General features: G+C 70.6%; 28 protein-coding genes. 13 read left to right on the forward strand and 15 right to left on the reverse strand.

Features of this window, described 5'->3' with window-relative positions; genetic code table 11:
* Positions 1–108: 108 nt before the first annotated feature.
* The 3 genes from ACGFY9_RS05705 to ACGFY9_RS05715 are packed head-to-tail and all read left to right on the forward strand — an operon-like array spanning position 109 to position 2,450.
* Entirely contained in the window at positions 109–1,257 is a 1,149-nt protein-coding gene (locus ACGFY9_RS05705) for a lipid-transfer protein (protein WP_393752845.1), read from the forward strand.
* 6 nt (positions 1,258–1,263) lie between these two features.
* Positions 1,264–1,680 carry a Zn-ribbon domain-containing OB-fold protein gene (locus ACGFY9_RS05710; protein WP_393752291.1) on the forward strand — a complete coding sequence of 139 codons (417 nt, stop codon included), beginning with the start codon at positions 1,264–1,266 and terminating at the stop codon, positions 1,678–1,680.
* Positions 1,677–2,450 carry an enoyl-CoA hydratase/isomerase family protein gene (locus tag ACGFY9_RS05715; RefSeq protein ID WP_393752293.1) on the forward strand — a complete coding sequence of 258 codons (774 nt, stop codon included), beginning with the start codon at positions 1,677–1,679 and terminating at the stop codon, positions 2,448–2,450. The genes ACGFY9_RS05710 and ACGFY9_RS05715 overlap by 4 nt, the downstream gene beginning before the upstream one ends.
* A gap of 16 nt (positions 2,451–2,466) precedes the next feature.
* On the opposite strand, the gene ACGFY9_RS05720 is transcribed toward ACGFY9_RS05715, so the two are convergent.
* The 3 genes from ACGFY9_RS05720 to ACGFY9_RS05730 all read right to left on the reverse strand — a co-directional run bounded on the left by ACGFY9_RS05720 (position 2,467) and on the right by ACGFY9_RS05730 (position 6,281).
* Positions 2,467–3,003, reverse strand: a complete 537-nt coding sequence (locus ACGFY9_RS05720) for a hypothetical protein (RefSeq protein WP_393752295.1) — start codon at positions 3,001–3,003, stop codon at positions 2,467–2,469.
* 36 nt (positions 3,004–3,039) lie between these two features.
* A complete protein-coding gene (locus ACGFY9_RS05725) occupies positions 3,040–5,379 on the reverse strand; it encodes a PQQ-binding-like beta-propeller repeat protein (RefSeq protein ID WP_393752297.1) in 2,340 nt (779 codons plus the stop codon).
* Between the two features lie 179 nt (positions 5,380–5,558).
* A complete protein-coding gene (locus ACGFY9_RS05730) occupies positions 5,559–6,281 on the reverse strand; it encodes a VOC family protein (protein ID WP_393752299.1) in 723 nt (240 codons plus the stop codon).
* Between the two features lie 134 nt (positions 6,282–6,415).
* Here ACGFY9_RS05730 and ACGFY9_RS05735 point away from each other — a divergent pair, with 134 nt between their 5' ends.
* Positions 6,416–7,051: a TetR family transcriptional regulator gene (locus tag ACGFY9_RS05735; protein ID WP_318021707.1), complete on the forward strand. Its 636-nt coding sequence runs from the start codon at positions 6,416–6,418 to the stop codon at positions 7,049–7,051.
* Positions 7,052–7,141: 90 nt separating this feature from the next.
* On the opposite strand, the gene ACGFY9_RS05740 is transcribed toward ACGFY9_RS05735, so the two are convergent.
* The gene (locus tag ACGFY9_RS05740; RefSeq protein WP_393752301.1) at positions 7,142–7,606 is read right to left on the reverse strand and encodes a nitroreductase/quinone reductase family protein; all 465 of its coding nucleotides are present in this window, start codon (positions 7,604–7,606) and stop codon (positions 7,142–7,144) included.
* Positions 7,603–8,793 (reverse strand): acyl-CoA dehydrogenase family protein, encoded by a 1,191-nt coding sequence (locus ACGFY9_RS05745; RefSeq protein WP_393752303.1) that lies wholly within the window; start codon positions 8,791–8,793, stop codon positions 7,603–7,605. The genes ACGFY9_RS05740 and ACGFY9_RS05745 overlap by 4 nt, the downstream gene beginning before the upstream one ends.
* Positions 8,794–8,870: 77 nt before the next feature.
* Here ACGFY9_RS05745 and ACGFY9_RS05750 point away from each other — a divergent pair, with 77 nt between their 5' ends.
* The gene (locus ACGFY9_RS05750; protein WP_393752305.1) at positions 8,871–10,043 is read left to right on the forward strand and encodes an acetyl-CoA acetyltransferase; all 1,173 of its coding nucleotides are present in this window, start codon (positions 8,871–8,873) and stop codon (positions 10,041–10,043) included.
* Here the strand turns inward: ACGFY9_RS05750 and ACGFY9_RS05755 are convergent.
* From ACGFY9_RS05755 to ACGFY9_RS05795, 9 genes are all read right to left on the reverse strand, one after another.
* Positions 9,941–11,119, reverse strand: a complete 1,179-nt coding sequence (locus tag ACGFY9_RS05755) for an acyltransferase family protein (protein WP_393752307.1) — start codon at positions 11,117–11,119, stop codon at positions 9,941–9,943. The two genes, ACGFY9_RS05750 and ACGFY9_RS05755, sit on opposite strands and share 103 nt — an antisense overlap.
* 201 nt (positions 11,120–11,320) lie before the next feature.
* Entirely contained in the window at positions 11,321–11,506 is a 186-nt protein-coding gene (locus ACGFY9_RS05760) for a hypothetical protein (protein ID WP_393752309.1), read from the reverse strand.
* Positions 11,507–11,629: 123 nt separating this feature from the next.
* A complete protein-coding gene (locus tag ACGFY9_RS05765) occupies positions 11,630–11,881 on the reverse strand; it encodes a hypothetical protein (RefSeq protein WP_393752311.1) in 252 nt (83 codons plus the stop codon).
* Positions 11,882–12,028: 147 nt separating this feature from the next.
* Positions 12,029–12,208, reverse strand: a complete 180-nt coding sequence (locus ACGFY9_RS05770; protein WP_393752313.1) for a hypothetical protein — start codon at positions 12,206–12,208, stop codon at positions 12,029–12,031.
* 748 nt (positions 12,209–12,956) lie between these two features.
* On the reverse strand, positions 12,957–13,646 hold the full coding sequence (locus ACGFY9_RS05775) for a pyridoxal 5'-phosphate synthase (protein WP_393752315.1): 690 nt from the start codon (positions 13,644–13,646) through the stop codon (positions 12,957–12,959).
* A gap of 10 nt (positions 13,647–13,656) precedes the next feature.
* Entirely contained in the window at positions 13,657–14,535 is an 879-nt protein-coding gene (locus ACGFY9_RS05780; RefSeq protein ID WP_393752316.1) for a GNAT family N-acetyltransferase, read from the reverse strand.
* Positions 14,532–15,131, reverse strand: a complete 600-nt coding sequence (locus ACGFY9_RS05785) for a GNAT family N-acetyltransferase (protein ID WP_393752318.1) — start codon at positions 15,129–15,131, stop codon at positions 14,532–14,534. Before ACGFY9_RS05785 ends, ACGFY9_RS05780 begins: the two co-directional genes overlap by 4 nt.
* 12 nt (positions 15,132–15,143) lie before the next feature.
* Positions 15,144–15,569, reverse strand: a complete 426-nt coding sequence (locus tag ACGFY9_RS05790) for a Zn-ribbon domain-containing OB-fold protein (RefSeq protein WP_393752319.1) — start codon at positions 15,567–15,569, stop codon at positions 15,144–15,146.
* Complete coding sequence (locus ACGFY9_RS05795; RefSeq protein WP_393752320.1) at positions 15,566–16,018, reverse strand: DoxX family protein; 453 nt, start codon at positions 16,016–16,018, stop codon at positions 15,566–15,568. Before ACGFY9_RS05795 ends, ACGFY9_RS05790 begins: the two co-directional genes overlap by 4 nt.
* 217 nt (positions 16,019–16,235) lie before the next feature.
* Here ACGFY9_RS05795 and ACGFY9_RS05800 point away from each other — a divergent pair, with 217 nt between their 5' ends.
* From ACGFY9_RS05800 to ACGFY9_RS05835, 8 genes are all read left to right on the forward strand, one after another.
* On the forward strand, positions 16,236–17,828 hold the full coding sequence (locus ACGFY9_RS05800; RefSeq protein WP_393752321.1) for a subtype B tannase: 1,593 nt from the start codon (positions 16,236–16,238) through the stop codon (positions 17,826–17,828).
* Positions 17,829–18,101: 273 nt separating this feature from the next.
* Positions 18,102–19,295: a flavin-containing monooxygenase gene (locus ACGFY9_RS05805; RefSeq protein WP_393752322.1), complete on the forward strand. Its 1,194-nt coding sequence runs from the start codon at positions 18,102–18,104 to the stop codon at positions 19,293–19,295.
* A 145-nt stretch (positions 19,296–19,440) separates the two neighbouring features.
* A complete protein-coding gene (locus ACGFY9_RS05810) occupies positions 19,441–21,666 on the forward strand; it encodes an acetate--CoA ligase family protein (protein WP_393752323.1) in 2,226 nt (741 codons plus the stop codon).
* Complete coding sequence (locus ACGFY9_RS05815) at positions 21,663–22,448, forward strand: enoyl-CoA hydratase/isomerase family protein (RefSeq protein ID WP_393752324.1); 786 nt, start codon at positions 21,663–21,665, stop codon at positions 22,446–22,448. The genes ACGFY9_RS05810 and ACGFY9_RS05815 overlap by 4 nt, the downstream gene beginning before the upstream one ends.
* 67 nt (positions 22,449–22,515) lie before the next feature.
* Positions 22,516–23,007 (forward strand): nucleotidyltransferase domain-containing protein, encoded by a 492-nt coding sequence (locus ACGFY9_RS05820; protein WP_393752325.1) that lies wholly within the window; start codon positions 22,516–22,518, stop codon positions 23,005–23,007.
* Between the two features lie 349 nt (positions 23,008–23,356).
* Complete coding sequence (locus ACGFY9_RS05825; RefSeq protein ID WP_393752326.1) at positions 23,357–23,962, forward strand: flavin reductase family protein; 606 nt, start codon at positions 23,357–23,359, stop codon at positions 23,960–23,962.
* A gap of 78 nt (positions 23,963–24,040) precedes the next feature.
* Positions 24,041–24,592, forward strand: coding sequence for a VOC family protein (locus tag ACGFY9_RS05830; protein ID WP_393752328.1), 552 nt, complete (start codon positions 24,041–24,043; stop codon positions 24,590–24,592).
* A gap of 102 nt (positions 24,593–24,694) precedes the next feature.
* Positions 24,695–24,988 (forward strand): SCO0607 family lipoprotein, encoded by a 294-nt coding sequence (locus ACGFY9_RS05835; protein WP_393752330.1) that lies wholly within the window; start codon positions 24,695–24,697, stop codon positions 24,986–24,988.
* A gap of 3 nt (positions 24,989–24,991) precedes the next feature.
* Here the strand turns inward: ACGFY9_RS05835 and ACGFY9_RS05840 are convergent, their stop codons facing one another.
* Entirely contained in the window at positions 24,992–26,359 is a 1,368-nt protein-coding gene (locus ACGFY9_RS05840) for an MFS transporter (protein WP_393752332.1), read from the reverse strand.
* Between the last annotated feature and the right edge of the window lie 33 nt (positions 26,360–26,392).

Here is a 26,392-nt window from a genome sequence, read left to right on the forward strand (position 1 = left end):
GCCTCCCCACACCCGCTAGCTGACTACCCGTCAGATTAGCTGTAGCCTGACGCCCTGTCAGCAGCCCCGGTGTCACGCGGAGGTGCACAGAGCATGGCCGGACAGCGCATGGCCGGACTGAAGGACGCGACCGCGATCGTCGGCATCGGACAGACCTCCTTCGCCAGGCAACTCCCCGAGGACGAACGGACCTTGGCGTGTCGTGCCGTACTCGCCGCCCTCGACGACGCGGGCATCGCCCCGAGCGAGGTCGACGCCCTCGCCTCCTACACGATGGAGGAGACGGACGAGGTCGAGCTGGCGAAGGCGGTCGGCTTCGGGGACCTGACCTTCTTCAGCAAGGTGGGGTACGGGGGCGGGGGTTCATGTGCGACTGTCGCCCACCTCGCCACCGCCATCGCCGCCGGCCAGGCCACCGTCGGCGTCGCCTGGCGGTCCCGGAAGCGCGGCAGCGGGGCGAGACCGTGGACCGACACGACCCGCCAACTCCCCACCCCCGCCCAGTGGACCCGCCCCTTCGGGCTCCTCCGCCCGGCGGACGAAATAGCCATGCTCACCCGCCGCTACATGTACGAGTACGGCGCGACCCGGGACCACTTGTTCAACGTCGCCCTCGCCTGCCGGAACAGGGCCAACCAGAACCCGGCGGCGATCATGTACGACCGCCCCCTCACCCGCGAGATGTACATGACCTCCCGCTGGATCAGCGAACCCCTCTGCCTCTTCGACAACTGCCTTGAGACGGACGGGGCGTTGGCCTGCGTGGTCGTCTCCCGCGAGCGCGCCCGCGACTGCCGGCGCACCCCCGTGTACGTCCACTCCGCCGCCCAGGGCCTCCCCGCCCAGCACCACGGCATGGTCAACTACTGGAACGACGACCCCCTCACCGGCCCCGCCTGGACCGCCGCCCGACACCTGTGGAAACACGCCGACCTCACCCCGCAGGACGTCGATGTCGCCCAGATCTACGACGCGTTCACCGCCCTCGTCCCGCTCTCCCTGGAGGGCTACGGCTTCTGCGGACGGGGGGAAGGCGGCGCCTTCACGGAGGGGGGTGCCCTGGAGATCGGCGGCCAACTGCCCCTGAACACCAGCGGCGGCGGCCTCTCCGAAGCGTACGTCCACGGCTTCAACCTGATCAACGAAGGCGTACGGCAGTTGCGCGGCACCAGCACCGCCCAGGTCCCGGACGCCGCCACCTGCCTGGTGACGGCGGGCGAGGGCGTCCCCACCTCCGCCCTGCTACTGAGGAGTTGACCCGCCATGCTCGCTCCCCTCACCGACGCCGACGGCGCCCCCTTCTGGCAGTACGCCCGCGACGGCGAACTCCGCGTCCAGACCTGCGCCGACTGCGACGAACCCCGCTTCCCGCCCCGCCCCTGCTGCCCCCACTGCCACTCCTTCGCGAGCGAGTGGCGGCAGGTCAGCGGGCGGGGGCGGGTGTGGTCGTACGTCTTTCCTCATCCACCGCTCCTTCCCGACTACGCCGCCGTCGCGCCCTACAACGTGATCGTCGTCGAGCTGGTCGACGCCCCGCGCATCCGGCTGGTCGGCAACCTCGTCAGCGAGGCCGGGGCCGCGCTCAACTCCCTTGCCCCCGGCCGGATTCGGATCGGTGCGCGGGTGCAGGTCGTGTTCGACGAGGGCGGGCTTCCGCAGTGGGTTCTGGAGCGGGCATGACTCTCAACGTCTCCGTCGACAAGGACACCGGCGTCGCCGTCGTCACCCTCGACCGGCCGCGCAGGCTCAACGCCATCGACCTCACCACCGCCGCCGAACTCAGCGCCGTATGGCGGGAGTTGCGGTTCGACGACTCCGTGCGGGCCGTCGTCCTCACCGGGGCCGGGGAGCGCGCCTTCTGCACCGGGCTGGACCGGGACGCGGTCGTGCCGCAGCCCAGCTCGCCGTACATGCAGGACGATCCGCTGCTGCACATCGGCCCGAAGGCCAACGACCTCTGGAAGCCGGTGATCTCCGCCGTGCGCGGGATGGCCTGCGGCGGGGCCTTCTATCTGCTGGGCGAGAGCGAGTTCGTGGTCGCCGACCCGACCGCCGTGTTCTTCGACCCGCACACCACGTACGGCATGGTCAGCGCGTACGAGTCGGTGCTGATGGCGCACCGGATGCCGTACGGCGAGGTCGCGCGGATGATGCTCATGGGGACGGCCGAGCGGATCTCCGCGCGGCGGGCGTACGAGCTCGGGCTGGTCTCCGAACTCACCGAGCCCGGGCGGGCGTTGGAGGCCGCCGTGGCCTGCGCGACCGTCATCGCCGGGTATCCGACCGAGGGGGTCCAGGGGACCGTACGGGCGTTGTGGGCGGCGAAGGAGGCGGCGCGGGCGCAGGGGTACGCGCAGGCGCCGCCGCTCATCGCCCTCGGCAACCTCCCGACGGAACGGCAGGCGGAGTTGTTCGCCGACCGGCGGAACGGCGGCTTCCGGACCCGGTGAGCGGCGCTGAGGCGCATCACCGATCGGCCGTGGCCCGCGGATCGACCTCGCAGTGATCGAGCCGGTCCAGGGCCCCCGTACTGGCGGCGGCCATCCGGAGGGTCGCCCTGCCGTTCGCGGGCACCGACACCTGGCTGCCGGCGTCGGCCATGGTGAACCCGGTCCTGTCCTTGTACGCGACCTTCACGGTGAAGAGCGCCTCGCGCCCGTTCGGGTTCCTGACCTCGACAGTCGTGTACGGGTCGGCAACGCTCGCGCACCGCTTGAGCACCGCGGTGCCGTCCTTCAGAGGCCGGGCGGTGACGGACGAGGTCGCCGTGGGGGTGGAACGGTAGGTGGGCCGCGAACGGTGCGTCGAGCCGCCCGTCGAACCGCCCGACGTCGATGACGTCGACGTGTCGTGGTCCTGGCTGGAGCTGCTGCACCCGCCCCCGCCACCGCTGCTCCCGTGACGGCTGCTGCTGTGGTGCCGTCCGGTGGAGAAGCCGGTGAGGGTGAGAACCGTCAGTGCCAGTACTGCCGTGAGTTTGAGCCTGCGCCCCCGCGTATGCATCCGATCATGGTACCCACCTGGGCCAACGGGCGCCGCTCACGCGGTCCTTGCGGTGCCCGTGCCCTTCTCCGCGTCGAGGGCGTACACGCAGCGGTCCTTGCTGCAGGCGTACACGACGCCGTCCCTGACCACCGGTGCGCCGGTGATCTCGCCGCCGGTCGCGAGCTTCCAGCGGAGGCGGCCGTCGTCGGCCTTGAGGGTGTAGAGGAGGTGGTCGGTGGAGCCGAAGTGGATGCGGCCCTCGGCGACCGCGGGGGTGCCCACGATGTCGCCGCCGGCTTGGAAGCGCCACTTGGGTGTACCGGTGACCGCGTCGAGCGTGTAGAGCCCTTTGCCGCTGCCGACGTGGACGTGGCCGGCGGCGACGAGGACGGGTTCGATCGACGCCCGGGACTCGGTCGCGATGCGCCAGCGGTCGCGGCCGTCGGCGGCGTCGAGGGCGTAGACCGTGCCGAGGTAGTCGGCGAGGTAGATGCCGCCGCCCGTGACCGCGGGGCCGGGGGCGAAGGTGGGCGGACAGAGGAAGACGGCCGGGGCCTCGAAGTGCCAGCGGACCCGGCCGCTCGCCGCCTCGACGGAGAGGACGCGGGTGCCCGCGGCGACGTACACCTGACCGTCGGGTGCGGCGCTGATCCGTACGGGGACGCCCCCGCAGGAGGCCGCGTCGCCGATCGGGTACGCCCAGCGCTCGTCGCCCGTCCGGGCGTCCAGGGCGCGCAGCCGGGCGTCCTGCCAGACGTAGACGGTGCCGTCGTGCAGCGCCGGGCCCGCCTCCGGGGACTCGAAGTCGGTCTGCGCGCCGGTCAGCTGCCACAGCTTCTGGCCGGTGGACGCCTCCCAGGCCTGCACTCCGCCGCCGCGCGTGCCGGTGACGACGGTGCCGCGCTCGGCCTTCAGCGAGTACACCCAGGCATCGGTGGACAGCCGCCACAGGTCACCGCCCTCGCGGGCGTCCAGGGCGAAGAGGGTGGGGCCGTCCGAGGCGTGGATACGGCCGTCCGCGACCGCCATCGACCAGGCGACGTCCCGGGTCTTGAAGGAGCGGCGGCCGGTCTGCACGTCCAGGGCGTGCACCTCGAAGGAGGTGACGTAGACGAGGTCGCCGGCGACGGTCGGGGTGCCCCAGACGTCGTTCGACATACGGAACCGCCAGGGGCGCCAGCCGGCGGCCGTTTCCGGCGGCAGCGCGGGGGGCGGGGGTACGGCGGCGGGGTCGGCGCCGTTGACGCCGGGGCGGGGCCGGGACCAGGAGGCGACCAGGCCGGCCTCCGGAGGGGGCGCCTTCACGGCGGCGGCGCGGGCGTCGGCGACCCGGGGACCGGGGCCGATCGGGACCGGGGCGCCGGCCAGTCGTACGGGTCCGGTGTCGGGGGCGCCGGCCGGGACGGGCACGACGGGGTCGTGGGAGGGCGGCGGCGGTACGGGAACGCGCCCGCCACCGCCGCTGCGGCCGGCGGTGGGCGTCGGTTTCACGGGCGGACGGCCGCCGCGGCGGGTCTCGATCAGGGTCACCGCGCGCTCGGGCAGCCAGGCCGAGGCCGTACCGCTGTCGTCGGAACCGGAGCCGAAGAGGTGCGGGGCGAGCTGGGCCTGGAGGTCGGCCGGGTTGGGGCGGCCGGTGGCCTCCATCTGCATGCAGGACTCGATGAGGGGGCGCAGTTCGTCCGGGAGGCCGGCGAGGTCGGGGCCCTCGCGCAGCAGCATGAAGACGGTCTCGACCGGGTTGGCGCCGTGGAACGGGGGGTGTCCGGTGGCGGCGAAGACGAGCATCGAGCCGAGCGAGAACACGTCGCTCGCGCCGGTGACGCTGCGGGAGTCCTTGGCCTGCTCGGGCGACATGTAGGCGGGCGTACCCACCGCCACATTCGTCATAGTCAAACGGGTGTTCGATACACCCGAGGCGATACCGAAGTCGATGACCCGCGGCCCGTCCTCGACCACGAGCACGTTGGACGGTTTGAGGTCACGGTGGACGAGACCCGCCCCGTGGATGGACTGCAGCGCCTCCGCGACCCCCGCCGCGAGCCAGCGCACCGCCTGGGCCGGCATCGGCCCGCATTCGTTCACTATCTCTTCGAGGGAGGGCGCGGGCACGTACGCGGTGGCCAGCCACGGCACGGCGGCCCGCGGATCGGCGTCGACCACGGCGGCCGTGTAGAAACCGGAGACCGCGCGCGCCGCCTCGACCTCGCGCGTGAAGCGGACCCGGAACAACTGGTCCTCGGCGAGTTCCGTCCGCACGGTCTTGATCGCCACACGGCGGCCGGACGCCGAGCGCGCGAGATAGACCAGCCCCATGCCGCCCGCGCCCAGCCGTCCCAGCACCTCGAACGGCCCGATCCGCCGCGGATCGTGCTGCGTCAGCTGATCCACCACTTGCCTGCCACCTCCCCGTACGGGCCACGCCACCCACATATGTACGCGACCCCGTGCAGCGTCTCACCACCGCACCGCCATGACGGCGCGCACCCTGATTCTTCCTGGCCGGGCCACAGGTTGCGAACCCGGCGACTAATCGGGGTGTCTCGCCATATCTCCGGACAAACGTCCAGGTGTCAGCGTTGCAGCAGTGCGAACGACGCCCCTTGATTGTCCGTGACGACCGCCACTTTCCCGTACGACGTCTCGAAGAGCGGAACCTGCACCCGCCCGCCGAGCCGGTGCACGGCCCCCAGGACAGGCTCGATGTCCTCGACCCGGAAGTGAACGAGGAAATGCGGCGGCATCTCGACCGGGAAGACGTCGGAGACGGGAGCCCGCCCGAAATCGGGGGCGGCATCCGGTCCGAAGAGGGCGTCTGTGAAAAGTCCGCCGTAAAAATTGTTGGCGGCCTCCGTGTCGCGGGCGTACAGCTCGGCCCAGCCGAAGGTGCCGGGCTTGTGCCGGGTGCCGAAACCGGGGTGCCGGGCCGCCTGCCACAGCCCGAAGACGGCCCCTTCGGTGTCAGCGGCAAGAACGGCGGTGCCCAGCTCCCCCAAGGAAACCGGCGCCATGACGACCTGCCCGCCCGCCTCCCGGATGCGCCCGCTCAGCCGCACCACGTCCGGCGTCGCGAAGTACACCGTCCACACGGTCGGCATCCGCCCGTCCGCCTTGTGGGCGAGCGCCGCGACGGCCTCGCCGTCCTTGCGGGCCCATACGGAGCCGCCGTACGCCTCCTCGAAGGTCCACCCGAAGAGCTCACCGTAGAACCGCCTGCCCGCCGCCAGGTCCGGAAGCTGCGCGTCCACCCAGCAGGGGACGCCCTCTCCGTACGCGGATGCCCTGTTTTCGGCCATACCGTCAAAGTAACGGCGACGCACGCACCCCGCAGACCAGGCACACCACCCTCTGGACCCTCGTGCACCCCATTTGCAGTCGGCCGAATCGCGCTCCGATCACCCCTCGGTAAGCTGACGGCATGACAGGACAAGTGCGTACCGTCGACGGCCGCGTGGCCGGCCGGCGTGGGCAGGCGACCCGGCAGAAGCTGCTCGACTGCCTAAGCGAGATGCTCAGCTCCTCCCCTTACCGGGACGTCAAAGTCATCGATGTCGCCCGGAAGGCGGGGACTTCACCCGCGACCTTCTACCAGTACTTCCCGGACGTCGAAGGTGCCGTCCTGGAGATCGCCGAGCAAATGGCCACGGAGGGCGGGCAGTTGACCGAACTGCTGGCCGGCCGGTCATGGGTCGGCAAGGCGGGTTGGCAGACCTCCCAGGAACTCGTGGACGGTTTCCTGGAGTTCTGGCGCAGGAACGACGCGATCCTCAGGGTCGTCGATCTCGGTGCCGCCGAGGGAGACAAACGGTTCTACAAGATCCGGATGAAGATCCTGAACTCCGTGAACAACTCCCTCTCGGACGCGGTCGCCGAGTTGCAGTCCAAGGGCAAGGTCGACAAGGACGTGAACCCGGCGGCGGTCGCCGGTTCACTGGTCGCGATGCTCGCGGCCGTCGCCTCGCACCAGAAGGGTTTCCAGACATGGGGCGTCAAGCAGGCTGAACTCAAGCCGAACCTGGCGCTGTTGGTCCACCTGGGCGTGACCGGCAAGAAGCCGACGAAGTAGGAGCGGTTCCTGCTTCCAGGTCCCAAGTCCTGTCTCGCGGGCGGTGGTTCACTCCGGTGGACCACCGCCTGCCCTGCATCCACGACGAGTTCAGCGCCGCACGACCCGGAACAGCCGGATCTCCCGCTCCACCCGTTTCTGGTACGTGGCATACGGCGGCCAGAAGACGAGCGCGGTCTTCCACACCTCCGCCCGCTCCTCCCCCTCCAACAGCCGTGCGGTGACCGGGATCTCGGCACCCTTCCAGCTGATCTCGGCGTCGGGATGGGCGAGCAGGTTGTGCGTCCAGGCGGGATGACCGGGACGTCCGAAGTTGGACCCGACGAGCACCCAGCCGCCCTCCTCCGGCATACAGGCGAGGGGACTGCGCCGCGGCTGCCCGCTCCTCGCTCCGGTCGAGGTCAGGATCACCCCCGGCAGCATCTGGGCACTCAGCAGCACCTTCCCGCGCGTGAGCCGGTGCACGGCCCGGTCCATGGCGGGAATGAGATGCGGGGCGATACGCGCGAACGCCCTGGTCGACGAAACCTTCTGCACCGCACGCACACCGATCACACCGTCACCTCGCGGCTCTCGAAAAGGTGCGCACCTTCGGCGGCGTGGGCCCGCACCCGGTGCACCGGCCCGAATAGCAGCTCGTCCCCGGCGGCACGCTTGAAGTAGAGATGGGCGTCGTGCTCCCAGGTGAACCCGATCCCGCCGTGCAGCTGGATCCCCTCGGCGGCGGCGGTCCGCAAGGCCTCCAGAGCCTGCGCGAGGGCGAGCCCACCGGCCCGCTCCCCCTGACCGGTCGCCCAAGCGGCGTAGTAGGCAGCCGACTTGGCGGCCTGCACCTGCACATACACATCGGCCAACCGGTGCTTCACCGCCTGAAACGACCCGATGGCCCGCCCGAACTGCTCACGCTGCCTGACGTAGCGGACGGTCCGCTCCAAGGCCCGGTCTGCGGCCCCGACGGCTTCGGCGGCGAGCACGGCGGCGACGGTGTCGCCGGTGGCGGAGAGCTCCCGCAGAGTCTGCTGACTGTCATCGGCGCCGAGCAACTCGGCTTCTACATCCCGCAGTTCGAGCCGAGCCTGCGGCCGGGTCGCGTCGAGGGAGGTCTGCCGTACCCGCACGAGCCCGACGGCATCCCCCGCCACCAGGAACAGCAGGGTCCGCGACCGGGCGAAGCCTCCGGCATGGGCGGCGACGAGCAGCAACTCCGCGCTGTGCCCGTCGAGAACCTGCGCGACCTGCCCGTACAGCCGCCACCCGGAGTCTCCGACTTGCCGGGCCTGCACCCCGCCGGCACGCCCGCCTCCCGCCCATTCCCCGCCGTTGGCGCCGGTGAGGGTGAGGGCGGTGGTGAGGGCGGTGCCGGGTACGGCGAGGGCGGCGGTCAGGGAGCCGGCGGCGATGCGGGGCAGCAGCCGGGCGCGCTGGGTCTCGGTGCCGAGGGCGAGGACGAGGGGCGCGGCGAGCACGGCGGTGGCGAGGAGCGGGGAGGGCGCCAGGAAACGGCCCGTCTCCTCTGCCGCGAGGGCGAGTTCGATCGCCGAGCAGCCGACACCGCCGTAGGACTCGGGTAAGGCGAGTCCGGGCAGGCCGAGTTGCTGGGCGAGGGCGGTCCAGAGGGTGGGGTCGTGTCCTGCGGGGGTGTCGACGGCGGCGCGCAACTCGGCGGAACCGCACCGCTTTTGGAGCAGTTCGCGGAGGGTACGGCGGATCTCGTCCTGCTCGGCGGTGAAGCTGGCGTCCATGGCACTTCCCTCCAGATCTGACGGTCCGTCATATTAGGAGTCCGGGCACGATATGCACAGAGGGAGGAGGCCCCCTCATGCCAGTGGGGAGCCGCAAGGTCGCCGTGGTGGGCGTGGCCCTGTCCAACTGCGGACGGGTCGAGGACACGACCCCCTACGCCCTGCACGCCCAGGCGGCCCGCCGCGCACTGGCGGACTCGGGCCTGGCCAGGGGGGTGGTGGACGGCTTCGCCTCGGCGGGCCTGGGCACGCTGGCCCCGGTGGAGGTGGCCGAATACCTTGGTCTGCGCCCGACGTGGGTCGACTCCACCTCGGTAGGCGGCTCGACGTGGGAGGTCATGGCGGCCCACGCGGCGGACGCGATAGCGGCGGGCCACGCGAACGCCGTACTGCTCGCCTACGGCTCGACGGCCCGAGCCGACATCAAGGCGGGCCGCCGGACCGGCAACCTCTCCTTCGGCGCGCGGGGCCCCCTCCAGTTCGAAGTCCCCTACGGCCACACGCTGATCGCGAAGTACGCGATGGCCGCGCGCCGCCACATGCTCGAATTCGGCACGACGATCGAGCAGTTGGCGGAGGTGGCGGTACAGGCCCGCGCGAACGCCGCCCTGAACCCCGAGGCGATGTTCCGCGACCCGATCACCGTGGACGACGTGCTCTCCGGCCCGATGATCGCCGACCCGTTCACCAAACTGCACTGCTGCATCCGGTCCGACGGCGGGGCGGCGGTGCTGCTGGCCGCCGAGGAGTACGTACGGGACTGCCGTACGGCACCGGTGTGGGTGCTCGGCACCGGGGAGCACGTCTCGCATGCCGCGATGTCCGAGTGGCCGGACTTCACGGTGTCACCGGCGGCGGTGAGCGGTCGACTGGCCTTCGAGCGGGCGGGAGTCGGGCCTGAGGAGATCGACTTCGCGGAGATCTACGACGCGTTCACCTACATGACGTTGGTGACGCTGGAGGATCTGGGGTTCTGCGCGAAGGGCGAGGGGGGTGCCTTCGTGGAGAAGGGGCGGTTGCGGGTGGTCGGCGGGGAGTTGCCCGTGAACACGGACGGGGGCGGGCTGTCGGCCCAACACCCCGGAATGCGGGGACTGTTCCTCCTGGTGGAGGCGGTGCGGCAGTTGCGGGGGGAGGCCGGGGCTCGTCAAGTGACGGGCGCGGACGGCGACTTGCCGCGACTCGGAGTCGCCTCCGGGACGGGCGGTTGGTTCTGCTCCTCGGGGACGGTGGTGCTGGGGCGGGACTGAACCATCAGGGACTTCCAGGACCGGTTCCGCTTGAAGGGCAGTTCGAAGATCTGGGAGAAGCACCATGCCGTCAGCACCGAGACGGGCAGGCCCACGAGAAGGGTGAAGCAGAAGGTGTGCAGCCCGGGCGCGACGAAATGCGGGGCCACTCGGCGGATCACGACCAGGACGATCGGCAGGTGGATCAGGTAGAGGCTGTAGGAGAAATCGCCGAGGCGCTGAAGGGGTCGCGTGGTCAACAGCCGTACGAGGAAGGCAGGTTGGCCGGTGGCGACCGCGGCGATCAGCATCGTCATGGCGGGAGCGACGGCGAGGTCGATCCAGAAGTAGTGGCGCACCGTCCAGACGGAACCCTGGACGAAGCAGAGCGCCAGCACGGGCAGGGCGGCCAGGACGGCGAACCACCCCCACGGCAGACGACGAACCCGCTCCGAGGCGACGACGATGCCGGCACCGACCACTCCCGCGACGAACACAGGGGCGAGATGCGGTGCGAGCCAGTTGTCGCCCTCGACCGGGTTCGCGCCGGGGGCCATCAGTCCGCGGACGATCACCGGGAGCGTCACGCACGCGACCACGGCGGCCGCGCCGAACCGTCGCCGGACAAGAAGGATGAGGGGGAAGAGGAGATACAACTCGGCCTCCACCCCGATCGACCAGAACGCGCCGTTCGGGGTCGGGGCGAAGAACACATCCTGAAGGACGAGGCCGTAGACGAGAATTGACGATCGGTCAGGTGGCCCGTAGTGCGAGGCCGGGACCACGAACAGCGAGATGACGAGGCTCATGGCCAACGCCGCCCAGTACGGGGGCAGGATGCGCCAGGCGCGTCGGCGCAGGAACTGGGCGACACCGCCCGAGCGCCAGCCGTGCCGGGCCGGGGAGATGGCGAGCGAGAAGCCGGACAGCACCAGGAAGAAGACGACGGCGATACGCCCGAACATCAGCACGTCCAGCACCCGGGGCGCCGAACTGTCGGGATACCCCGGGAAGGCGTACAGCCAGCAGTGGAACAGCACCACATACAGCGCCGCCAGGCCGCGGAGACCGTCCAGCCCCAGCACCTGCCGTCGCACGGGTGCCGCGCTCGCTCTCACATCCACTGAAACTGAAATTGCTCGGCCCTTCCTTCGACGCCACCCTCGGTGACTGGTACGTGGCGTCCGGCCGGGCAGTTCAATGGCCGGGGTGGACCGTGATGACGGCCTTGTCGTTGCCCGGGTCCGGGTCGCGGTCGCCGACGTACCAGTCCTGGGCCAGTTTCCTGTCCTGGAGGGTCAGGGCTCGTATGCGTCCTCGTCGTACTCCTGCAGGGGCTGCTTCACCATCTCCATGCCGAGCGGCGGGCTGAACACGAGCTGCTCCGTGGCGCCGGCGTCGGCGGGGCCGCTGTTGCGGGCGGTGAGCTTGAAGGTCCGCTTGGTGCCGGGGGCGCCGTACAGGACGGAGGGCCGGACCGTCACGGTGGTCCCCACCGGCCATGACGCCCCCGTACCCCGGCCCCATGTCGAGCGCCCGGGCCTCGCTGTTGAAGGAGGCGTACATCTGCGTCTTGGGTGTACGGAGCCGGAGCGCGGGCTGGAGGGTCACGGTCTGCCCGGGCGCGATGCGGAGATCCGGGAACCCGCAGACCGCGATGTGGCCTTGTAGAACCCCGGATAACGGCAGTTGGCGTTCCGCTCCTCGAACTCCAGCCGTTCGAGGCCGACTTCGAGCACCAGTCCCCTGACCGGCACCTCGCCGGTGTTCCGCACCACGATCGGCTCGCTCAGCGCGGCCCCCGGACGAACTCCCCCGAGTGACTTCGTTGTCAGCACCTCGACCACCGGCTCGCCCACGACAGCCTTCGTCCGCGCCGTGACCTTCTTCCCGCTCCGGTCCGTGTACCGGGCTTCCCCCGCGTCCCCCGGCTTGCTGCCCTTGGCCGCGACCAGGGAGAAGTGGAACGGGTCCTTGTCATGAGGGCCGGACCTGTCGCCGACGGGTCACAGGTAGAAAACCTCCGGCGCGGTGATCGAGGGCGCCTTGTCGGTTGCCCCGCTGCCACAGGATGCGACCGCCGCGAACAGGAAGGTGACGGCTGCTCCGACGCCGGCCGCGCGTTTCGACCGACGACGCCCGTTCACATTCCCCCCCGCCTTCTCCCCGATGAGCTTGGGGATCAACGTACTCCCTGCCTGTGACTCGACGACGACGGGATTAGGGCGCTCACCAGTGGACGTTGGGCCACTCGCTTCTTGGCCAGTGTCGGGCTTCCACGGCCCGAGTAAAGGGCGCTCCCTGCGGTCGCGTCGGCTACGCCGATTCCGCTGCGCTCCACCCTTGACTCGACCCGCTCCAGCCCGTTTCAGAAGCGAGCGAGCGGCCCGGAAGGATGGGTGGCCAGGCACGAATCCCCTTGCCTGAACCGTGTTGCTGGCCGGTGTGGTGGGGCACGCGTTCGCGTCTCGCCAGCACGCCACCTCGGCTCAGCGGCCAACCCCCGGTGGGTAGTTGCTGGAAGCCGGGGGTAAATCTAACCACCATCACGACCTTTGACTGGTTAGAAAAGAACACAGCCTACGGAGGGTAGTGGGGGGAAGTCCGGCGGGGAGGAGCAGGCGGGGCGGGTGCCAGTCCCCAACCGCACTCCCCACCGGGCGTTGGCCGCTGAGCCGACCCGGCGTGCAGGCGAGACGCGAACGCGCCCCCTCACCCCGGCACCGAACGCAGCCCACCCGACGGGAGGCATGCCTGGCCACCCATCCCTCCGGGCCGCCCGCTCGCTTCTCCAACGGGCTGGAGCGGCCCTAGTCAAGGGTGGCCCGCAGGGCCATCGCCGCAGGCGACGCGACCGCAGGGAGCGCCCTTTACTCGGGCCGCGGAAGCCCGACACTGACCAAGAAGCGGGCGGCCCAACGGTCACTTCACAACTCAGGGCCAGAGCAACCCCTTCGACCAACCCCGCTCCGCCCGGACATAGCTCAGGCGCACGTGTCGTCGTAGTGCGTCGCCTTGGAAGAACTCGACCTCGTCCGGGAACACTCGGTACAGGGTCCAGGACGGGGCAGGGGTTTCCGGTTCTCGTTGTGCCAGTTCCCAGGCCGCTTCCGATGCCTGCGTCAACTCGTCCAGGGAGGAGAGGGGTTCGCTCTGGTGGCCGGTCAGGGCTGCCGCCAACGCACCCGTCGAGTGGGCGTGCAGGTCGGCCTGGGATTCGGTCGGTGTCGCCGGGCTGACGGGGCCTCGTAGGCGGACCTGGCGGCCCAGGCGGGGCCAGTAGAAGGCGAGGGCCGCGTAGGCGAAGCCCTTCAGCTGGTGGCCTTTGCGGCTTGTGGAGTGGGTCGCGAAGGACCAGCCCTCGTTGTCCGCTCCGTGCAGCATCACCATCCGTACGTCCGGGAGGCCGCCGCCCTCGGTCTCCGGGTCGCCGTCCCGCGTCGCCAGCGACATCACGTGGGGTTCGAGCTCGCCCGCTGCCACCGCCTCCGCGAACCAGGTGGTGAAGAGGACGAGGGGGGTGTCCGGGGTCGTGGTCGGGTCGAGGGGTGGGAGCTCGGTCAGCTCGGGGGCCCATACCCGTAGTGACTTCAGTAGTTCGTGGAGGTCCGTTCCCGTTGCCATGGGGTGAGTATCACCTCGGGGCCGGGGCGGGGTGGAAGTCGTAGCCCGCGAAGTCCTCCACCGGGCGGTAGCCGATGCGCTGGTACAGGGCGTTGCTCGTGGGGTTGGCCAGGTCCGTGAACAGGAGTACCTCGTCCGCGCCCGCCGCCCTCGCCATTCCGCTGACCTCCGCCGTCGCCGCGCCCGCGTAGCCCCGGCCCCTGAGGTCCGCCGGGGTGTAGACGGGGGCCACTCGGACCTGGCCGGCCACCTTCGTCGTGAGCCCGGCCATGGACACCGGCGTACCATCCGGGGTTTCCCACAGCGTGATCCCGCCGTAGGCGATCCGGGAGTCGGCCCACTCGCCGGGGTCCTGCGAGGTGCCGCTCTCGCCGATCACCCTGGTGAACTCGACGTACCAGCGCATGAGTTGTTCGCGGTCGTTTGCAGTCGCGACTCTCGGGCGGCCCGCTGGGGAGGGTTGCGGGATCGTCAACTCGCCCAGGCGGTAGAGGCGTTGGCGTGCGTGGAGTTCGGAGAGGGCGCCCGTTCGGCTTGCCCATGCCTCCGCGAACGTCGATGCCGTGTCCAGTTCACCCATGACTCCCGGCAACTCGTTGCCACGCAAGGCCAGATGGGCGGCCAGCTCGATGGCCTCCGCTGCGGAGAGGGGCGTCAGCATCAGGCGGCCGGGAGGTGTGCGGAAGAAGGCGGCCCGCACTTCGCCGTCTCGTTCCAGTGCGCCGAACACCGGGTCGCCCTCGCCGTACATGCGCAGTCCTCGGCTGCGCAGCGCCGCCGTCACCGTCAGGTGAACCGTGTGCAGGGCGGGGCGCGAACGCAGGAACTCCCCTGCCCGGGTGAGGAATTGGTCCAGGTCCCCGGTGATGTGCCAGTCGTCGGTCGTCACAGCTGGACCTCCGGGTCCGTCGCCAGCCGGCCGTGCAGGTGAACGTCACGGAACGCGTCCCGCCGGCCCGCTTCGAACATCGCCCCGCGCAGCGTCCCCTCCGCCGGGAACCCGCAGCGCTCGGCGATACGGCAGGACGCGTCGTGGCCGAGGGCGTGGCCCAGTTCGAGGCGGTGCAGGCCCAGGTCGGTCAGGGCCCAGCGGGCAGCGACGGTGAGGGCGCGGGTGGCGACGTTGCGGCCGCGGGCCTCGGGGAGGGTCCAGTAGCCGACGCGGGCGACCCGGATGACGTGGTCGATGTCGTTGACGCCGATGTGCCCCAGCGTCGTACCGCTGACCGCGTCCGTGACACAGAAGGACGCGCTGACGCCGTCCTCCGCGTTCTCGGTGCGGGAACGCAGCGAGTCGCGGGCGCTGGTGACGTCCGTGATCGGCCGCAGTGGGGTGTTCCAGCGCTGGAACTCTGGGTCGGACACCCCGCGCAGCCAGTCCGTCACATCGGTGTCGTCGTCGGCGTCCCAGGGGCGCAGCCGAAGTCCATGACCGTTCAACTCGGGGAAGGGGTGCTGGAGAGACCGCTCGCGTATGTGGGCCATCGCGTCATTGAATCAAGCGTCGCGCGCCCCGGGTACGTCATTTTCCCTCGGGCTGAACACCGGCACCCCGTCCCGGAACGCCACCTCGACCGCCATCCCCGCGCACAGTTCGGCGGGCCCGGCCTTCACCATTTCCGTCATCATCCGCGGGCCCTCCGCGAGATCGACGACCGCCGCCACGTACGGCACCCGTTCCCCGAAGGGCGGCAGGTCGTTGCGGTGGACGACGGACCAGGTGTAGAGCGTGGCGTGGCCGCTCGCGGGCTCCCAGGCAACGTGCTCGCTCCAGCAGTGGGGGCAGAACTCGCGGGGGTAGTGGTGGGCCCGGCCGCAGTCCGCGCAGCGGCGGAGGAGCAGGCGGCCCCGCGCCGCGGCCTCCCAGTAGGTGCGGGTGAAGGCGTCGGGCTCGGGGATGTCGTAGCGCGGGGAGGCGGTCATGAGAACCATCCCAGGGCCGTGTCCACCGACCACACCTGCCAGGACATCGCGAACAACGCCACCACCGAGATGAGCGCCATCATCGCGTTCTGCCCCTGCTCCGCCCAGTCGTGGATCATGAGCGTGAAGTAGAGGACGTTGAGGAGCAGGCCGCCGACGAGCGCGGCCGGGGTGAGGAAGCCCACGACCAGGCCGAGGCCGACCGCCAGCTCGGCGTAGACGACGACGTACGCCATCGTGCGCGGGCGCGGCGCGACCATCACGTCGAAGCCCGAACGGACCGCCGTCCAGCGGTGTTTGGCGGCGACGTCGGCCGCCCAGGCGATGCCGGTGCCGCGCTCGAACCAGGCCTTCTTGTCCTTGTGCCGCCAGCTCTCCAGCCACCACAGCCCGAGTCCTATGCGGAGGACCGCGAGCCAGTCCGCTCCGCTGAGCCAGATCGCATCCATGAATCTGACGGTACGTCAGAAGCTGAAGAAAGCCGAGAGCCGGCCATGAAAATCCTGTGTTCCGGCGGTGCCGCTGTGGGTCCCCCATGAATCCCCGCAGATTGTTGACGATTTTGTTCAGACCCGATTACGTTCGCAAGCGCAAGGCCAAGGAGCGGTCGGGAAGACGAGAGGCAGCACGGTGAAGCACAGGGCAGTCAAGCGCAGGACGGTAGTCATGGGCATCGGCACGACCGCGGGTGTCGCGGCGGTCGGCGGCATCGCGCTCAGCGCGAACGCGTCGAGCGACTCGAAGTCCTCCTCCTCGGACACCCTGGTCTTCGACCCGGACGCCTACACGAAGCTGACGAAGTCGATCACGGACACCGCCGGCACGAAGCACACGGTCGTCTACCACTTCTGGAAGGCGATCACGTACGTCGCGAACCCGGTGGACGCCACCTACCAGTCCCTGATCGTCAGCTCCCCGGTGGAGATCGACGGCAAGGCGGTCGACGCGAGCAACGCCCCGATCCTGCTTGCCAACTCCGTCGGCGGCTACCTCCCCGCCTCCGTGGCGACCGCCACCGAGGTCGGCGGCGGCGGTTCGGCGATGGGCGGCGGCACGGCCCCGAGCGGTGACCCCAGCTCTTCAGCCTCCGCTTCAGCCAGCGCCTCCGCCCCCGGCGCCAACGGCAACACCAACGCCACCGGCGGCGCCACCTCCAGCAACCAGCTCCTCGCGCTGGCCGCCGGCTACGTCGTCATCGAGCCCGGCGCCCGCGGCCGTACCCTCAAGAACTCCAGCGGCGAGTACTACGGCACCGCCCCCGTCGCGATCGTCGACCTCAAGGCCGCCGTCCGCTACATCAAGTCCAACAAGGGCCGCATCCCCGGCAACGTCGAGCGCATCGTCTCGGCGGGGACCAGTGCGGGCGGTGCGCTGTCGTCCCTGCTGGGCGCCTCCGGCGACAGCCCGATCTACGACAAGTACCTGAAGGCGCTGGGCGCGGCCGACGCCTCCGACGCGATCTTCGCGACCGGCGCCTGGTGCCCGATCACCGACCTGGAGCACGCCGACGGCGCCTACGAGTGGAACTGGGGCGCCAACGACCTCAGCACCGGCAAGCTCGTCGACCAGACGGTCTCCAAGGCGCTGCAGGCGCAGTTCGCCGAGTACCAGGCCGGTCTGAAGCTGCGCGGGCTCGGCGGCTTCGGTCCGCTGAACGCCCGCAACCTCGACGCGTACATGGTCGAGCAGTACCTGGAGCCGTCGGCGACCACGTATCTCGCCGCTCTCTCGGACTCCGCCCGCGCGACCTATCTGAAGGCCAACACCTTCATCACCTGGTCCGGCGGCAAGGCCACCTTCACCTGGGCCGACTTCCTCACCCACGTCGGCGCCCGAAAGAAGGACGCCCCCGCCTTCGACGCCTTCGACCTGTCGGCCGGCGAGAACAACGAGTTCGGCACGGGCACGACCCTGGCCCGCCACTTCACGGCGTACGGCGCGAAGAACGACTCAACGGGCCTGAGCAGCAAGCGGGTTGCGAGTGACATCCCCGCGAAGCTCGACCTGATGAACCCGATGTACCACCTGGTCGAGAAGGTCAACCCGAACCGTTCCAAGCACTGGTGGATCCGCCTCGGCACCAAGGACTCGGACACCGCGCTGACGGTCGCCGCCAACCTCGCCGCCCGTCTCGACAACCTGGGCGACGACGTGAACCACATCTACTACTGGGACGAGGGCCACGGCGCCAACACCGACCCGGGCGACTTCATCACGTGGATCGCCCAGGTGACGGGCCACCAGGCCAAGCGCCGGTAAGCCCCCCTCCCCTCGGACGCGGCACCGGTCTCCCGTCATACATTCCGGTCGCCGCCAGCACGACGCCGAGCCCCACCGCGCACGGTGCGGGCTCGGCGTCGCGCGCATGTCCGGACCCGCGGCCACACCCATGACCACGCCCCCACCTCCCTCCCACAACCAGAGGCCCTACGCCACCGACCTCACCCACTCCTCCACACCCGTGATCGATCCGCAACCAATTCCGGGCTTGACCGAGACCCATCAACGTGGGACGTGATTACGCTCGCGCTCATGGCCGACTCCACAGCGTCCCCGAACCCCGCGGCGCAGAACCACGCAGACCGCCCCGTGTACGTCATCGGCGGCGGCCCCGGCGGTCTCGCCGCCGCGTACGCGCTGCGCGCGCAGGGCATCCGTGCCGTCGTGCTGGAGAAGTCGGACCGGATCGGAGCGTCCTGGCGCAGGCACTACGACCGCCTGCATCTGCACACCACCCGACGCCTTTCGAGCCTGCCCGGGCTCACGATGCCGCGCCGGTTCGGCCGCTGGGTCTCGCGGGACGACGTGGTGCGCTATCTGGAGAAGTACGCCGAGGTCCACGAACTGGAGATCGTCACCGGCGTCGAGGTCTCCCGCGTCGAACGCTCGGCCGACGGCACCGGCTGGCTGCTGCACGCCACCGGCGGCCGCGAACTGACCGGCAGCGCGGTGGTCATCGCCACCGGCACCAACCACACCCCCCGCATCCCCGACTGGCCCGGCCGCGACGCCTACACCGGCCAACTGCTGCACGCCGCCGACTACCGCAACGCCCAGCCCTACGCCGGCCAGGACGTCCTGGTCGTCGGCATCGGCAACACGGGCGCGGAGATCGCCGTGGACCTGATCGAGGGCGGCGCGTCCCGCGTCCGCCTCTCCGTCCGCACCGCCCCGCACATCCTGCGCCGCTCGACCGCGGGCTGGGCGGCCCAGTACACAGGCGTTCTCGTACGACGGCTGCCGGTCGGCCTGGTCGACCGGCTCGCGGGGCCGGTGTCCAAGGTCAGCGTGCCGGACCTGGCGGCGCAGGGGCTGCCGCGCCCCGACACCGGGCTGTACAGCCGGGTCAAGGAGGGGTCGATCCCGGTGCAGGACGTCGGGCTGATCGACGCCGTGCGCGAGGGGCGGGTCGAGATCGTGCCGGCCGTGGAGAGCTTCGAGGACGGCAAGGTGGTCCTCGCCGACGGCGACCGCGTCGGCCCGGACGTCGTGATCGCGGCGACGGGCTACGTCCGCTCTCTGGAGCAACTCGTCGGCCACCTCGGCGTGTTGGATGCCCGCGGCAAGCCGGTCGTGAACGGGGCCCGCACCCCGAAGGACGCGCCCGGCCTGTACTTCACCGGCTTCACCAACCCCATCAGCGGCATGCTCCGCGAACTGGCCATCGACGCGGAGAGGATCGCGAAGGCGGTCGGCAAGGCCGTACGGAAGGGCCAAGTCGCTTAGGGATCACGCGTCGCGAGCCGGGGCATCTGCGTTCTTTGCGTGCACGACAGTTCCTGACGGACTGTCAGTTCGTTAATCTGACACTGCGTCAGTTAATTGCGCTGTCACGACTGTCACGACTGTCACACAGGAGCGGGGCGGACCGATGCTTGGATCAACCCACGGCACCCTCACCACCGACTCCCGCCGGGCCCGGGTCATCGCCTGCGGGGAGCAACCCGGCCCCGCCGTCCACGGCAGGCCCGCCGACGTCGACGATCTCGACGTCAGCGGGCGGCCGTTGTACGCGGGCGTACCCGACCTGGACCGTTTCTTCCGCCCCGAGTCGGTCGCCGTGATCGGCGCCTCGGACGCGGAGGGCCGTCCGAACACCGGCATCACCCGCCAACTCATGGCGTGGGCCGCCCGAGTCGGGGCCCGTCTGCACCCGGTGCACCCCACCCGCGCCACGGTCTTCGACGTCCCCTGCTTCCCCTCCGTCGCCGACCTCCCCGAACCGGTGGACCTGGCCGTGGTGCTGGTGGCCGACCCGCTCCCGATGATCGAGCAACTCGCCGAGGCGAAGGTGAAGTTCGCGGTCGCCTTCGCGTCGGGCTTCGCGGAGACGGGCGAGGAGGGCGCGCTGGCACAGGCCCAACTCGCCGCCGCCGTAGGCCGATCCGGCCTCCGCCTCCTCGGCCCGAACACGAACCTCAACGCCTTCGAGAACTTCCGCGAGGACCTCGAAGGCCCCGCGATCGCGCTGATCACCCAGTCCGGCCACCAGGGCCGCCCGGTCTTCGCCCTCCAGGAACTCGGCATCCGCCTCTCCCACTGGGCCCCCACCGGCAACGAGGCCGACCTGGAGACGGCCGACTTCATCTCCTACTTCGCCGAACGCCCCGAAGTGGGCGCCATCGCCTGCTACGTGGAGGGCCTCAAGGACGGCCGTTCCTTCCTCCTGGCCGCCGACCGGGCCGCCCGCCGCAAGGTCCCGGTGGTCGCGGTGAAGGTCGGCCGCACGGAGACCGGCGCCCGTACGGCCGCCTCCCACACCGGCAAACTCACCGGCGCGGACACGGTGGTGGACGCGGCGATGCGCCAGTACGGCGTGATCCGCGTCGACGGCCTGGACGAACTCCAGGACACGGCGGCCCTGTTGGCGCGGGCGAAGGCTCCGGTGGCCGAGGGGGTGGTCGTGTACTCGATCTCCGGCGGCACCGGCGCCCACTTCGCCGACCTGGCGAGCGAGGCGGGATTGCAGTTGCCGCAGCTGTCGTCGGCCAAGCAGTCCGAACTGCACGAGTGGATACCGCCGTACCTGAGCGTGGCGAACCCGGTGGACAACGGCGGTCACCCGGTGGGCGACTGGCGCGGCCGGAAGATCATCGACGCCATCCTGGACGACCCGGAGGTAGGGGTGCTGGTCTGCCCCATCACGGGCCCGTTCCCGCCGCTGAGCGACAAGCTGGTGGAGGACCTGGTGGCCGCGGCGGAGGAGACCGACAAGCTGGTGTGCGTGGTGTGGGGCTCACCGGTGGGCACCGAACCGGCTTACCGCGAGCGGCTGTTGGGATCGTCCCGGGTGGCCACCTTCCGCACGGTGGGCAACTGCGTCACAGCACTCCGCGCCTACTTCTCCCACCACCGCTTCGTCCACGCCTACCGCTCCCCCTTCGACGAGGCCCCCCGCGCCGTCTCCCCCTCCTTCCGCAAGGCCCAGGCCCTGATGCGCCCGGGCCAGCAGTTGAGCGAACACGCGGCGAAACAACTCCTGCGGGCCTACGGGATCCGGGTCCCCCGCGAGCAGTTGGTGACCAGCGCGGCGGCTGCCGTACGGGCTGCGGGACTGGTGGGCTACCCGGTGGTGATGAAGGCGTCCGGCGCGCAGATCGCGCACAAGACGGAGCTGGGCCTGGTGAAGGTGGGCCTGACCTCGGCGAGCCAAGTCCGGGACGCGTACCGCGAGTTGACGGACATCGCCCGCTACGAGGACGTGACGCTCGATGGTGTCCTCGTCTGCCAGATGGTCGAACGGGGCGTCGAGATGGTCGTGGGCGTCACCCAGGACGAACTCTTCGGTCCGACGGTGACGGTGGGGCTGGGCGGGGTGCTGGTGGAGGTCCTGCGGGACGCGGCCGTGCGGGTGCCGCCGTTCGGGGAGGAGGCGGCGCGCGACATGCTCGGCGAGTTGCGCGGCCGGCCGTTGCTGGACGGGGTACGGGGACGCCCCCCGGCGGACCTCGACGCCCTGGTGGAGGTGATCCTGCGCGTGCAGCGCATGGCCCTCGAACTGGGCGATGTGCTCTCGGAGTTGGACATCAACCCGCTGATGGTGCTGCCCAGGGGACAGGGCGCGGTGGCGTTGGACGCGTTGGCGGTGTGCCGATGACCGAGATCGTGTACACAGTCTCCGGCCAGGTCGCGTACGTCACGCTCAACCGCCCCGAGGCCCTGAACGCGATCACCCCGCCCCAACGGGACCGCCTGATAACCCTGTTGGGAGAGACCTCGGCGGACCCCTCCGTACGGGCGGTCGTCCTGACGGGCACCGGCCGGGGCTTCTGCGCGGGCGCGGACCTGCGGGGCGGCGGCTCGTCCGGGGAACGGGTGGCCGGTGACGTCGCCCGGGTGATCCGCCTGGGCGCGCAACGCCTGATCGCCGCCGTCCTGGACTGCGAGAAACCGGTGATCGCGGCGGTGAACGGCACGGCAGCCGGCCTGGGCGCCCACCTGGCCCTGGCCTGCGACCTCGTACTGGCCGCGGAATCGGCCAGGTTCATCGAGGTCTTCGTACGCCGCGGCCTGGTCCCGGACGGCGGCGGCGCGTATCTGCTCCCGCGCTTGATCGGCCCACAGCGCGCGAAGGAGCTGATGTTCTTCGGCGACGCGGTGAGCGCGACGGACGCGGAACGACTGGGCCTGGTCAACAGGGTCGTACCGGATGAGGAGTTGGAGAAGACGGCCCGCGACTGGGCGGAACGCCTCGCCACCGGCCCGACCCGAGCCCTCGCCCTCACCAAGCAGCTGGTGAACGCGTCCCTGGACAGCGACCGTACGACCGCGTTCGCGGCGGAGGCGGCCGCGCAGGAGATCAACATGACGACGGAGGACGCGCGGGAGGGCGTGGCGAGTTTCGTGGAGCGGCGGAGTCCGGAGTACCGGGGGCGGTGACCCGTGTCGAAGGGGCGTTCAACGGGTTCGCTTGTCCGGGGCGGTCGCTTCTGACGTGGCTCAAGTGATGAGTGCCGATGACGTGTTGGTCGTCCTGGAGTCGCTGCGGCGCGCGGAGGCCGACGCCTGGATCGGCGGCGGCTGGGGAATCGACGTCCTGATCGGCGAACAGACCCGGGACCATCGCGACCTGGACCTGATGCACCGCCGGGAGCAGGAGGACGCGGTACTGGCCGCCCTCGGCGCCGAGGACTTCGTCGAAAGCCTGGACCGGCGGCCGGTCCGCTTCGTCGTGACGGCTCCGGACGGGCGCGAGATCGACCTCCACCCCCTGGTCTTCGCCGCCGACGGCTCAGCGACACAGGCGTCACCCGAACCGGAACACCCCTTCGCCTACCCGTCCGCGTGCTTCGGGACGGGCACGATCAGGGGGACGTCGGTCCCGTGCCTGTCCGCCGAGCGGCAGGTCTACTTCCATCAGGGCTACGAGCCGACGCACCGCGACCGGCACGACATGGCCCAACTGCGCCGCGTTTTCGGAATCACCACACACTTCTGACGCACGCCCGCCGTCCCGGTCACGTCGCCGATCACGAGCGTCAGGGCGAGGCCGGCGACGGCGGCCACGAGTCCGCCGCGTGCGGTGAGACGGTTCATCGTGTGGGTGCTCCTCAGGTCACGGCGCCCACCGGTGATGTGGCGGTGGCGGTCGTTCCGCAACACTGCTGGGGGTTGGCGTGCGGGAGGTGACCCGGGAGGTCCCTGGGGTGACGTGACACCCATAATCCGACCGGCAGCCTGTGAATTGGCCCAGCACAGAGCCCATGTGGACCGGTCCGCGATACCGGATGCCAACAGGCCCGTACCCCTTCCTATCTGATGAACCGTCAGCTTCAATGAGTGATGTGATGGGACACGCAGGGGCGGCCGCGGCCGCCGTCCGGTACCTCAGGTCGGCCGGAAGCGCTCCGGCCGCGCAGCCTGTCGAGGCGCTGCCGCGGCCGGAGCTTCGGTGCGTCACGGACGACGAGCGGGCACCGGTCGACCAGGGTGAATTCCGGCGCGTGCTGGGCACGTTCGCGACGGGCGTCACCGTGATCACCGCCCCCGCGGCCGAGGGCGAACCGGGTCCCGCCGGTTTCGCCTGCCAGTCCTTCTCCGCCCTCTCCCTCGATCCGCCCCTCGTCGTCTTCATGGTCGGCCGTACGTCGACGACCTGGCCGCGCATCGCCCGTGCCGGCGTTTTCTGCGTCAACGTACTCGCCGCCCACCAGGGCGAGTTGTGCCGCGGCTTCGCGGTACCCGGCACGGACAAGTTCGCGGACGTCCCCTACGACGCCTCCCCGGTCTCCGGCTCCCCCCGCCTCACCGACGCCGCGGCCTGGATCGACTGCACGATCCACGCGGTGCACACCGGGGGCGACCATCTGATCGTGGTGGGACGGGTGGACGGGCTGGGGGCCGACGAGGGTGAGGGAGCACCCCTGTTGTTCCATCGGGGCCGCTTCCTCTGATCGCCAGTAGGACAGGAACTGACCTACCCCGCCCCTATCGTCGCCCCTGAAACCCGGCAGCGACGAAGGGACCCGACGATGCCCCAGCAGACAAATTCCGCCCCGGAGGGCTACACCACCGTCTCCCCGTGGGTCGTCACCGACGACACGGGAGCCTTCCTCGACTTCGTCGCCGCGGCGTTCGGCGGGAAGGAACTCGGGCGGGTGGTGACCGAGGGCGGGGCGATCGGGCACGGTGAGATCCGGGTCGGCGACACGGTCGTGCTGGCCTTCGACCGGGCCCCGGACTGGCCCGTCATGCCGAGCCTGCTCCGCGTGTTCGTACCCGACGCGGACCAGGCGTTCGCCCGGGCCGTCGACGCCGGCGGCCGCGTCGTCACCCACCTGGCGAACGACGCCTTCGGACAGCGCGGCGGGCGGATCAAGGACCCCTTCGGCAACATCTGGTGGGTGGTCGCCCACGTGGAGGACGTCCCCGAGGACGAGATGTGGAAGCGGCTACGGCAACCCGAGTACGCCGAGGTCATGCGTGTCGCCCAGGAGACGTTCGACGCCGAACTCAGCGGCCGGGACCGCGGGCGCAGCAGCGCGCCGGTGCGGACGGCGGTTCCTCCGAGTGCTCCTGAGTAACCCGCGCTCCGATCCTGAGCCCACGTACTCATGAAGGTCCGCTCCACCTCCGACAGCCTTGCTCCCAGACCGATTCGAGCATCCGACCGGGGGACCCCAACCATGAGCAAGCGCACGCGAGTCGCCGTTCTCACGTCCGTCCTGATATCCGCCGCCGGGCTGCTGTCCGCCTGCTCGTTCACCACGGCGGACGCCATGTGCAGCTCGGGCGAGTACCCGGTACTGGCCGTGGGCAGCACCTTGGGCGGCGCCTGTGTGAAGAACGGCGACACCCCGCCGAGCGGATATGCGCGCTACCCGGAGGGGAAGGTGCCGCAGCACGTCGACGACAAGTGGGACACGTACTGGCAGACCCACACCGTGGACGCGAAGGGGAACATCGCCTCCGCGCCGTAGGCCTCACGCCACCGCGACCGCGCTCATCTTCAGGACCGGCCGCCGCCGGATCACCAGCGCCATCAACGCCGCCACCGCGCACAACGCCCCCGACAGGTACCAGACCATGTCGTACGACCCGAACGCGTCCCGGGCGACCCCGCCCAGGAAGGCGACCAGGGCCGCGCCGATCTGGTGGGAGGCGAGGACCCAGCCGAAGACGATCGCGCTGTCCTCGCCGTACTGCTCGCGGCACAGGGCGAGGGTCGGGGGGACCGTGGCGACCCAGTCGAGGCCGTAGAAGACGATGAAGAAGAACATGGGCGGGTGGACGGTGGGAGCAAGCAGCATGGGGAGGAAGAGGAGGGAGATGCCGCGCAGGGCGTAGTAGACGGCGAGCAGGCGGCGCGGTTCGAAGCGGTCGGTGAACCAGCCGGAGGCGATCGTGCCGACCACGTCGAAGACGCCGATCACCGCGAGCAGCGAGGCCGCCGCCGTGATGGGCATGCCGTGGTCGTGGGCGGCGGGCACGAAGTGGGTCTGGATCAGGCCGTTCGTGGACGCGCCGCAGATCGCGAAGGTGCCGGCCAGCAGCCAGAACGGGCCCGTGCGGACCGCCTTGAACAGGACCGTGACCGTACGGCGGGCCGCACCCGTCACCGGTTCCGGCTTCGGCACGAACTCCGCCGCCCCGTACGGCTTCACGCCCACGTCCGCCGGATGGTCCCGCAGCAGCAGCCAGACGAAGGGGACCACCGCGAGGGCCGCGAGGGAGACCGTGACAGCGGCCGGGCGCCAGCTGTGCTCCTCGACTATCCAGGACAGCAGCGGCAGGAAGATCAGCTGGCCGGACGCCGAGGCCGCCGTCAGGATGCCGGTGACCAGGCCCTTCCGAGCGGTGAACCAGCGGTTGGTGACCGTCGCCGCGAACGCGAGCGCCATCGAACCGCTGCCGAGACCCACCAACAGGCCCCAGCACAGCAGCAGTTGCCACGGCGCCGTCATCCACACCGTCAGGCCGGACCCGAGCGCGATCACGGTCAGCGCGACCGCGACCACCCGCCGGATGCCGAAGCGGTCCATCAGCGCCGCCGCGAAGGGGGCCGTCAGCCCGTACAGCGCGAGGTTGATGGACGCCGCCGCCCCGATCGTGCCGCGCGACCACCCGAACTCCTGGTGCAGCGGATCGATCAGCAGCCCGGGCAGCGAACGGAACGCCGCCGCCCCGGTGATCGTCACGAACGTGACGGCCGCGACGAACCATGCTCGGTGCAGTGACACCATGCGGCTCCGCCGCGGGCGGGTACGACTACGACGGCTACGGCCGCTGGGCGCGGGGCCGGGCTCCTCGGCGGTGCCGGGACCGGGCGTGGCATCGGTTGTCTGCGTCACGTCAATGAGCTTCCGGCATGCCGCCCCTCCCGA

The sequence above is a fragment of the Streptomyces sp. NPDC048504 genome (assembly GCF_043200035.1).
GTDB lineage: Bacteria > Actinomycetota > Actinomycetes > Streptomycetales > Streptomycetaceae > Streptomyces.

Excerpts from the sequence above, each read along its gene's own strand:
- ACGFY9_RS05705 (WP_393752845.1), top strand. The coding sequence starts at position 109 with ATGGCCGGACTGAAGGACGCGACCGCGATCGTCGGCATCGGACAGACC.
- ACGFY9_RS05710 (WP_393752291.1), top strand. The coding sequence starts at position 1,264 with ATGCTCGCTCCCCTCACCGACGCCGACGGCGCCCCCTTCTGGCAGTAC.
- ACGFY9_RS05715 (WP_393752293.1), top strand. The coding sequence starts at position 1,677 with ATGACTCTCAACGTCTCCGTCGACAAGGACACCGGCGTCGCCGTCGTC.
- ACGFY9_RS05720 (WP_393752295.1), bottom strand. The coding sequence starts at position 3,003 with ATGCATACGCGGGGGCGCAGGCTCAAACTCACGGCAGTACTGGCACTG.
- ACGFY9_RS05730 (WP_393752299.1), bottom strand. The coding sequence starts at position 6,281 with ATGGCCGAAAACAGGGCATCCGCGTACGGAGAGGGCGTCCCCTGCTGG.
- ACGFY9_RS05745 (WP_393752303.1), bottom strand. The coding sequence starts at position 8,793 with ATGGACGCCAGCTTCACCGCCGAGCAGGACGAGATCCGCCGTACCCTC.
- ACGFY9_RS05750 (WP_393752305.1), top strand. The coding sequence starts at position 8,871 with ATGCCAGTGGGGAGCCGCAAGGTCGCCGTGGTGGGCGTGGCCCTGTCC.
- ACGFY9_RS05775 (WP_393752315.1), bottom strand. The coding sequence starts at position 13,646 with ATGGCAACGGGAACGGACCTCCACGAACTACTGAAGTCACTACGGGTA.
- ACGFY9_RS05785 (WP_393752318.1), bottom strand. The coding sequence starts at position 15,131 with ATGGCCCACATACGCGAGCGGTCTCTCCAGCACCCCTTCCCCGAGTTG.
- ACGFY9_RS05790 (WP_393752319.1), bottom strand. The coding sequence starts at position 15,569 with ATGACCGCCTCCCCGCGCTACGACATCCCCGAGCCCGACGCCTTCACC.
- ACGFY9_RS05795 (WP_393752320.1), bottom strand. The coding sequence starts at position 16,018 with ATGGATGCGATCTGGCTCAGCGGAGCGGACTGGCTCGCGGTCCTCCGC.
- ACGFY9_RS05800 (WP_393752321.1), top strand. The coding sequence starts at position 16,236 with ATGGGCATCGGCACGACCGCGGGTGTCGCGGCGGTCGGCGGCATCGCG.
- ACGFY9_RS05805 (WP_393752322.1), top strand. The coding sequence starts at position 18,102 with ATGGCCGACTCCACAGCGTCCCCGAACCCCGCGGCGCAGAACCACGCA.
- ACGFY9_RS05810 (WP_393752323.1), top strand. The coding sequence starts at position 19,441 with ATGCTTGGATCAACCCACGGCACCCTCACCACCGACTCCCGCCGGGCC.
- ACGFY9_RS05815 (WP_393752324.1), top strand. The coding sequence starts at position 21,663 with ATGACCGAGATCGTGTACACAGTCTCCGGCCAGGTCGCGTACGTCACG.
- ACGFY9_RS05820 (WP_393752325.1), top strand. The coding sequence starts at position 22,516 with ATGAGTGCCGATGACGTGTTGGTCGTCCTGGAGTCGCTGCGGCGCGCG.
- ACGFY9_RS05825 (WP_393752326.1), top strand. The coding sequence starts at position 23,357 with ATGGGACACGCAGGGGCGGCCGCGGCCGCCGTCCGGTACCTCAGGTCG.
- ACGFY9_RS05830 (WP_393752328.1), top strand. The coding sequence starts at position 24,041 with ATGCCCCAGCAGACAAATTCCGCCCCGGAGGGCTACACCACCGTCTCC.
- ACGFY9_RS05835 (WP_393752330.1), top strand. The coding sequence starts at position 24,695 with ATGAGCAAGCGCACGCGAGTCGCCGTTCTCACGTCCGTCCTGATATCC.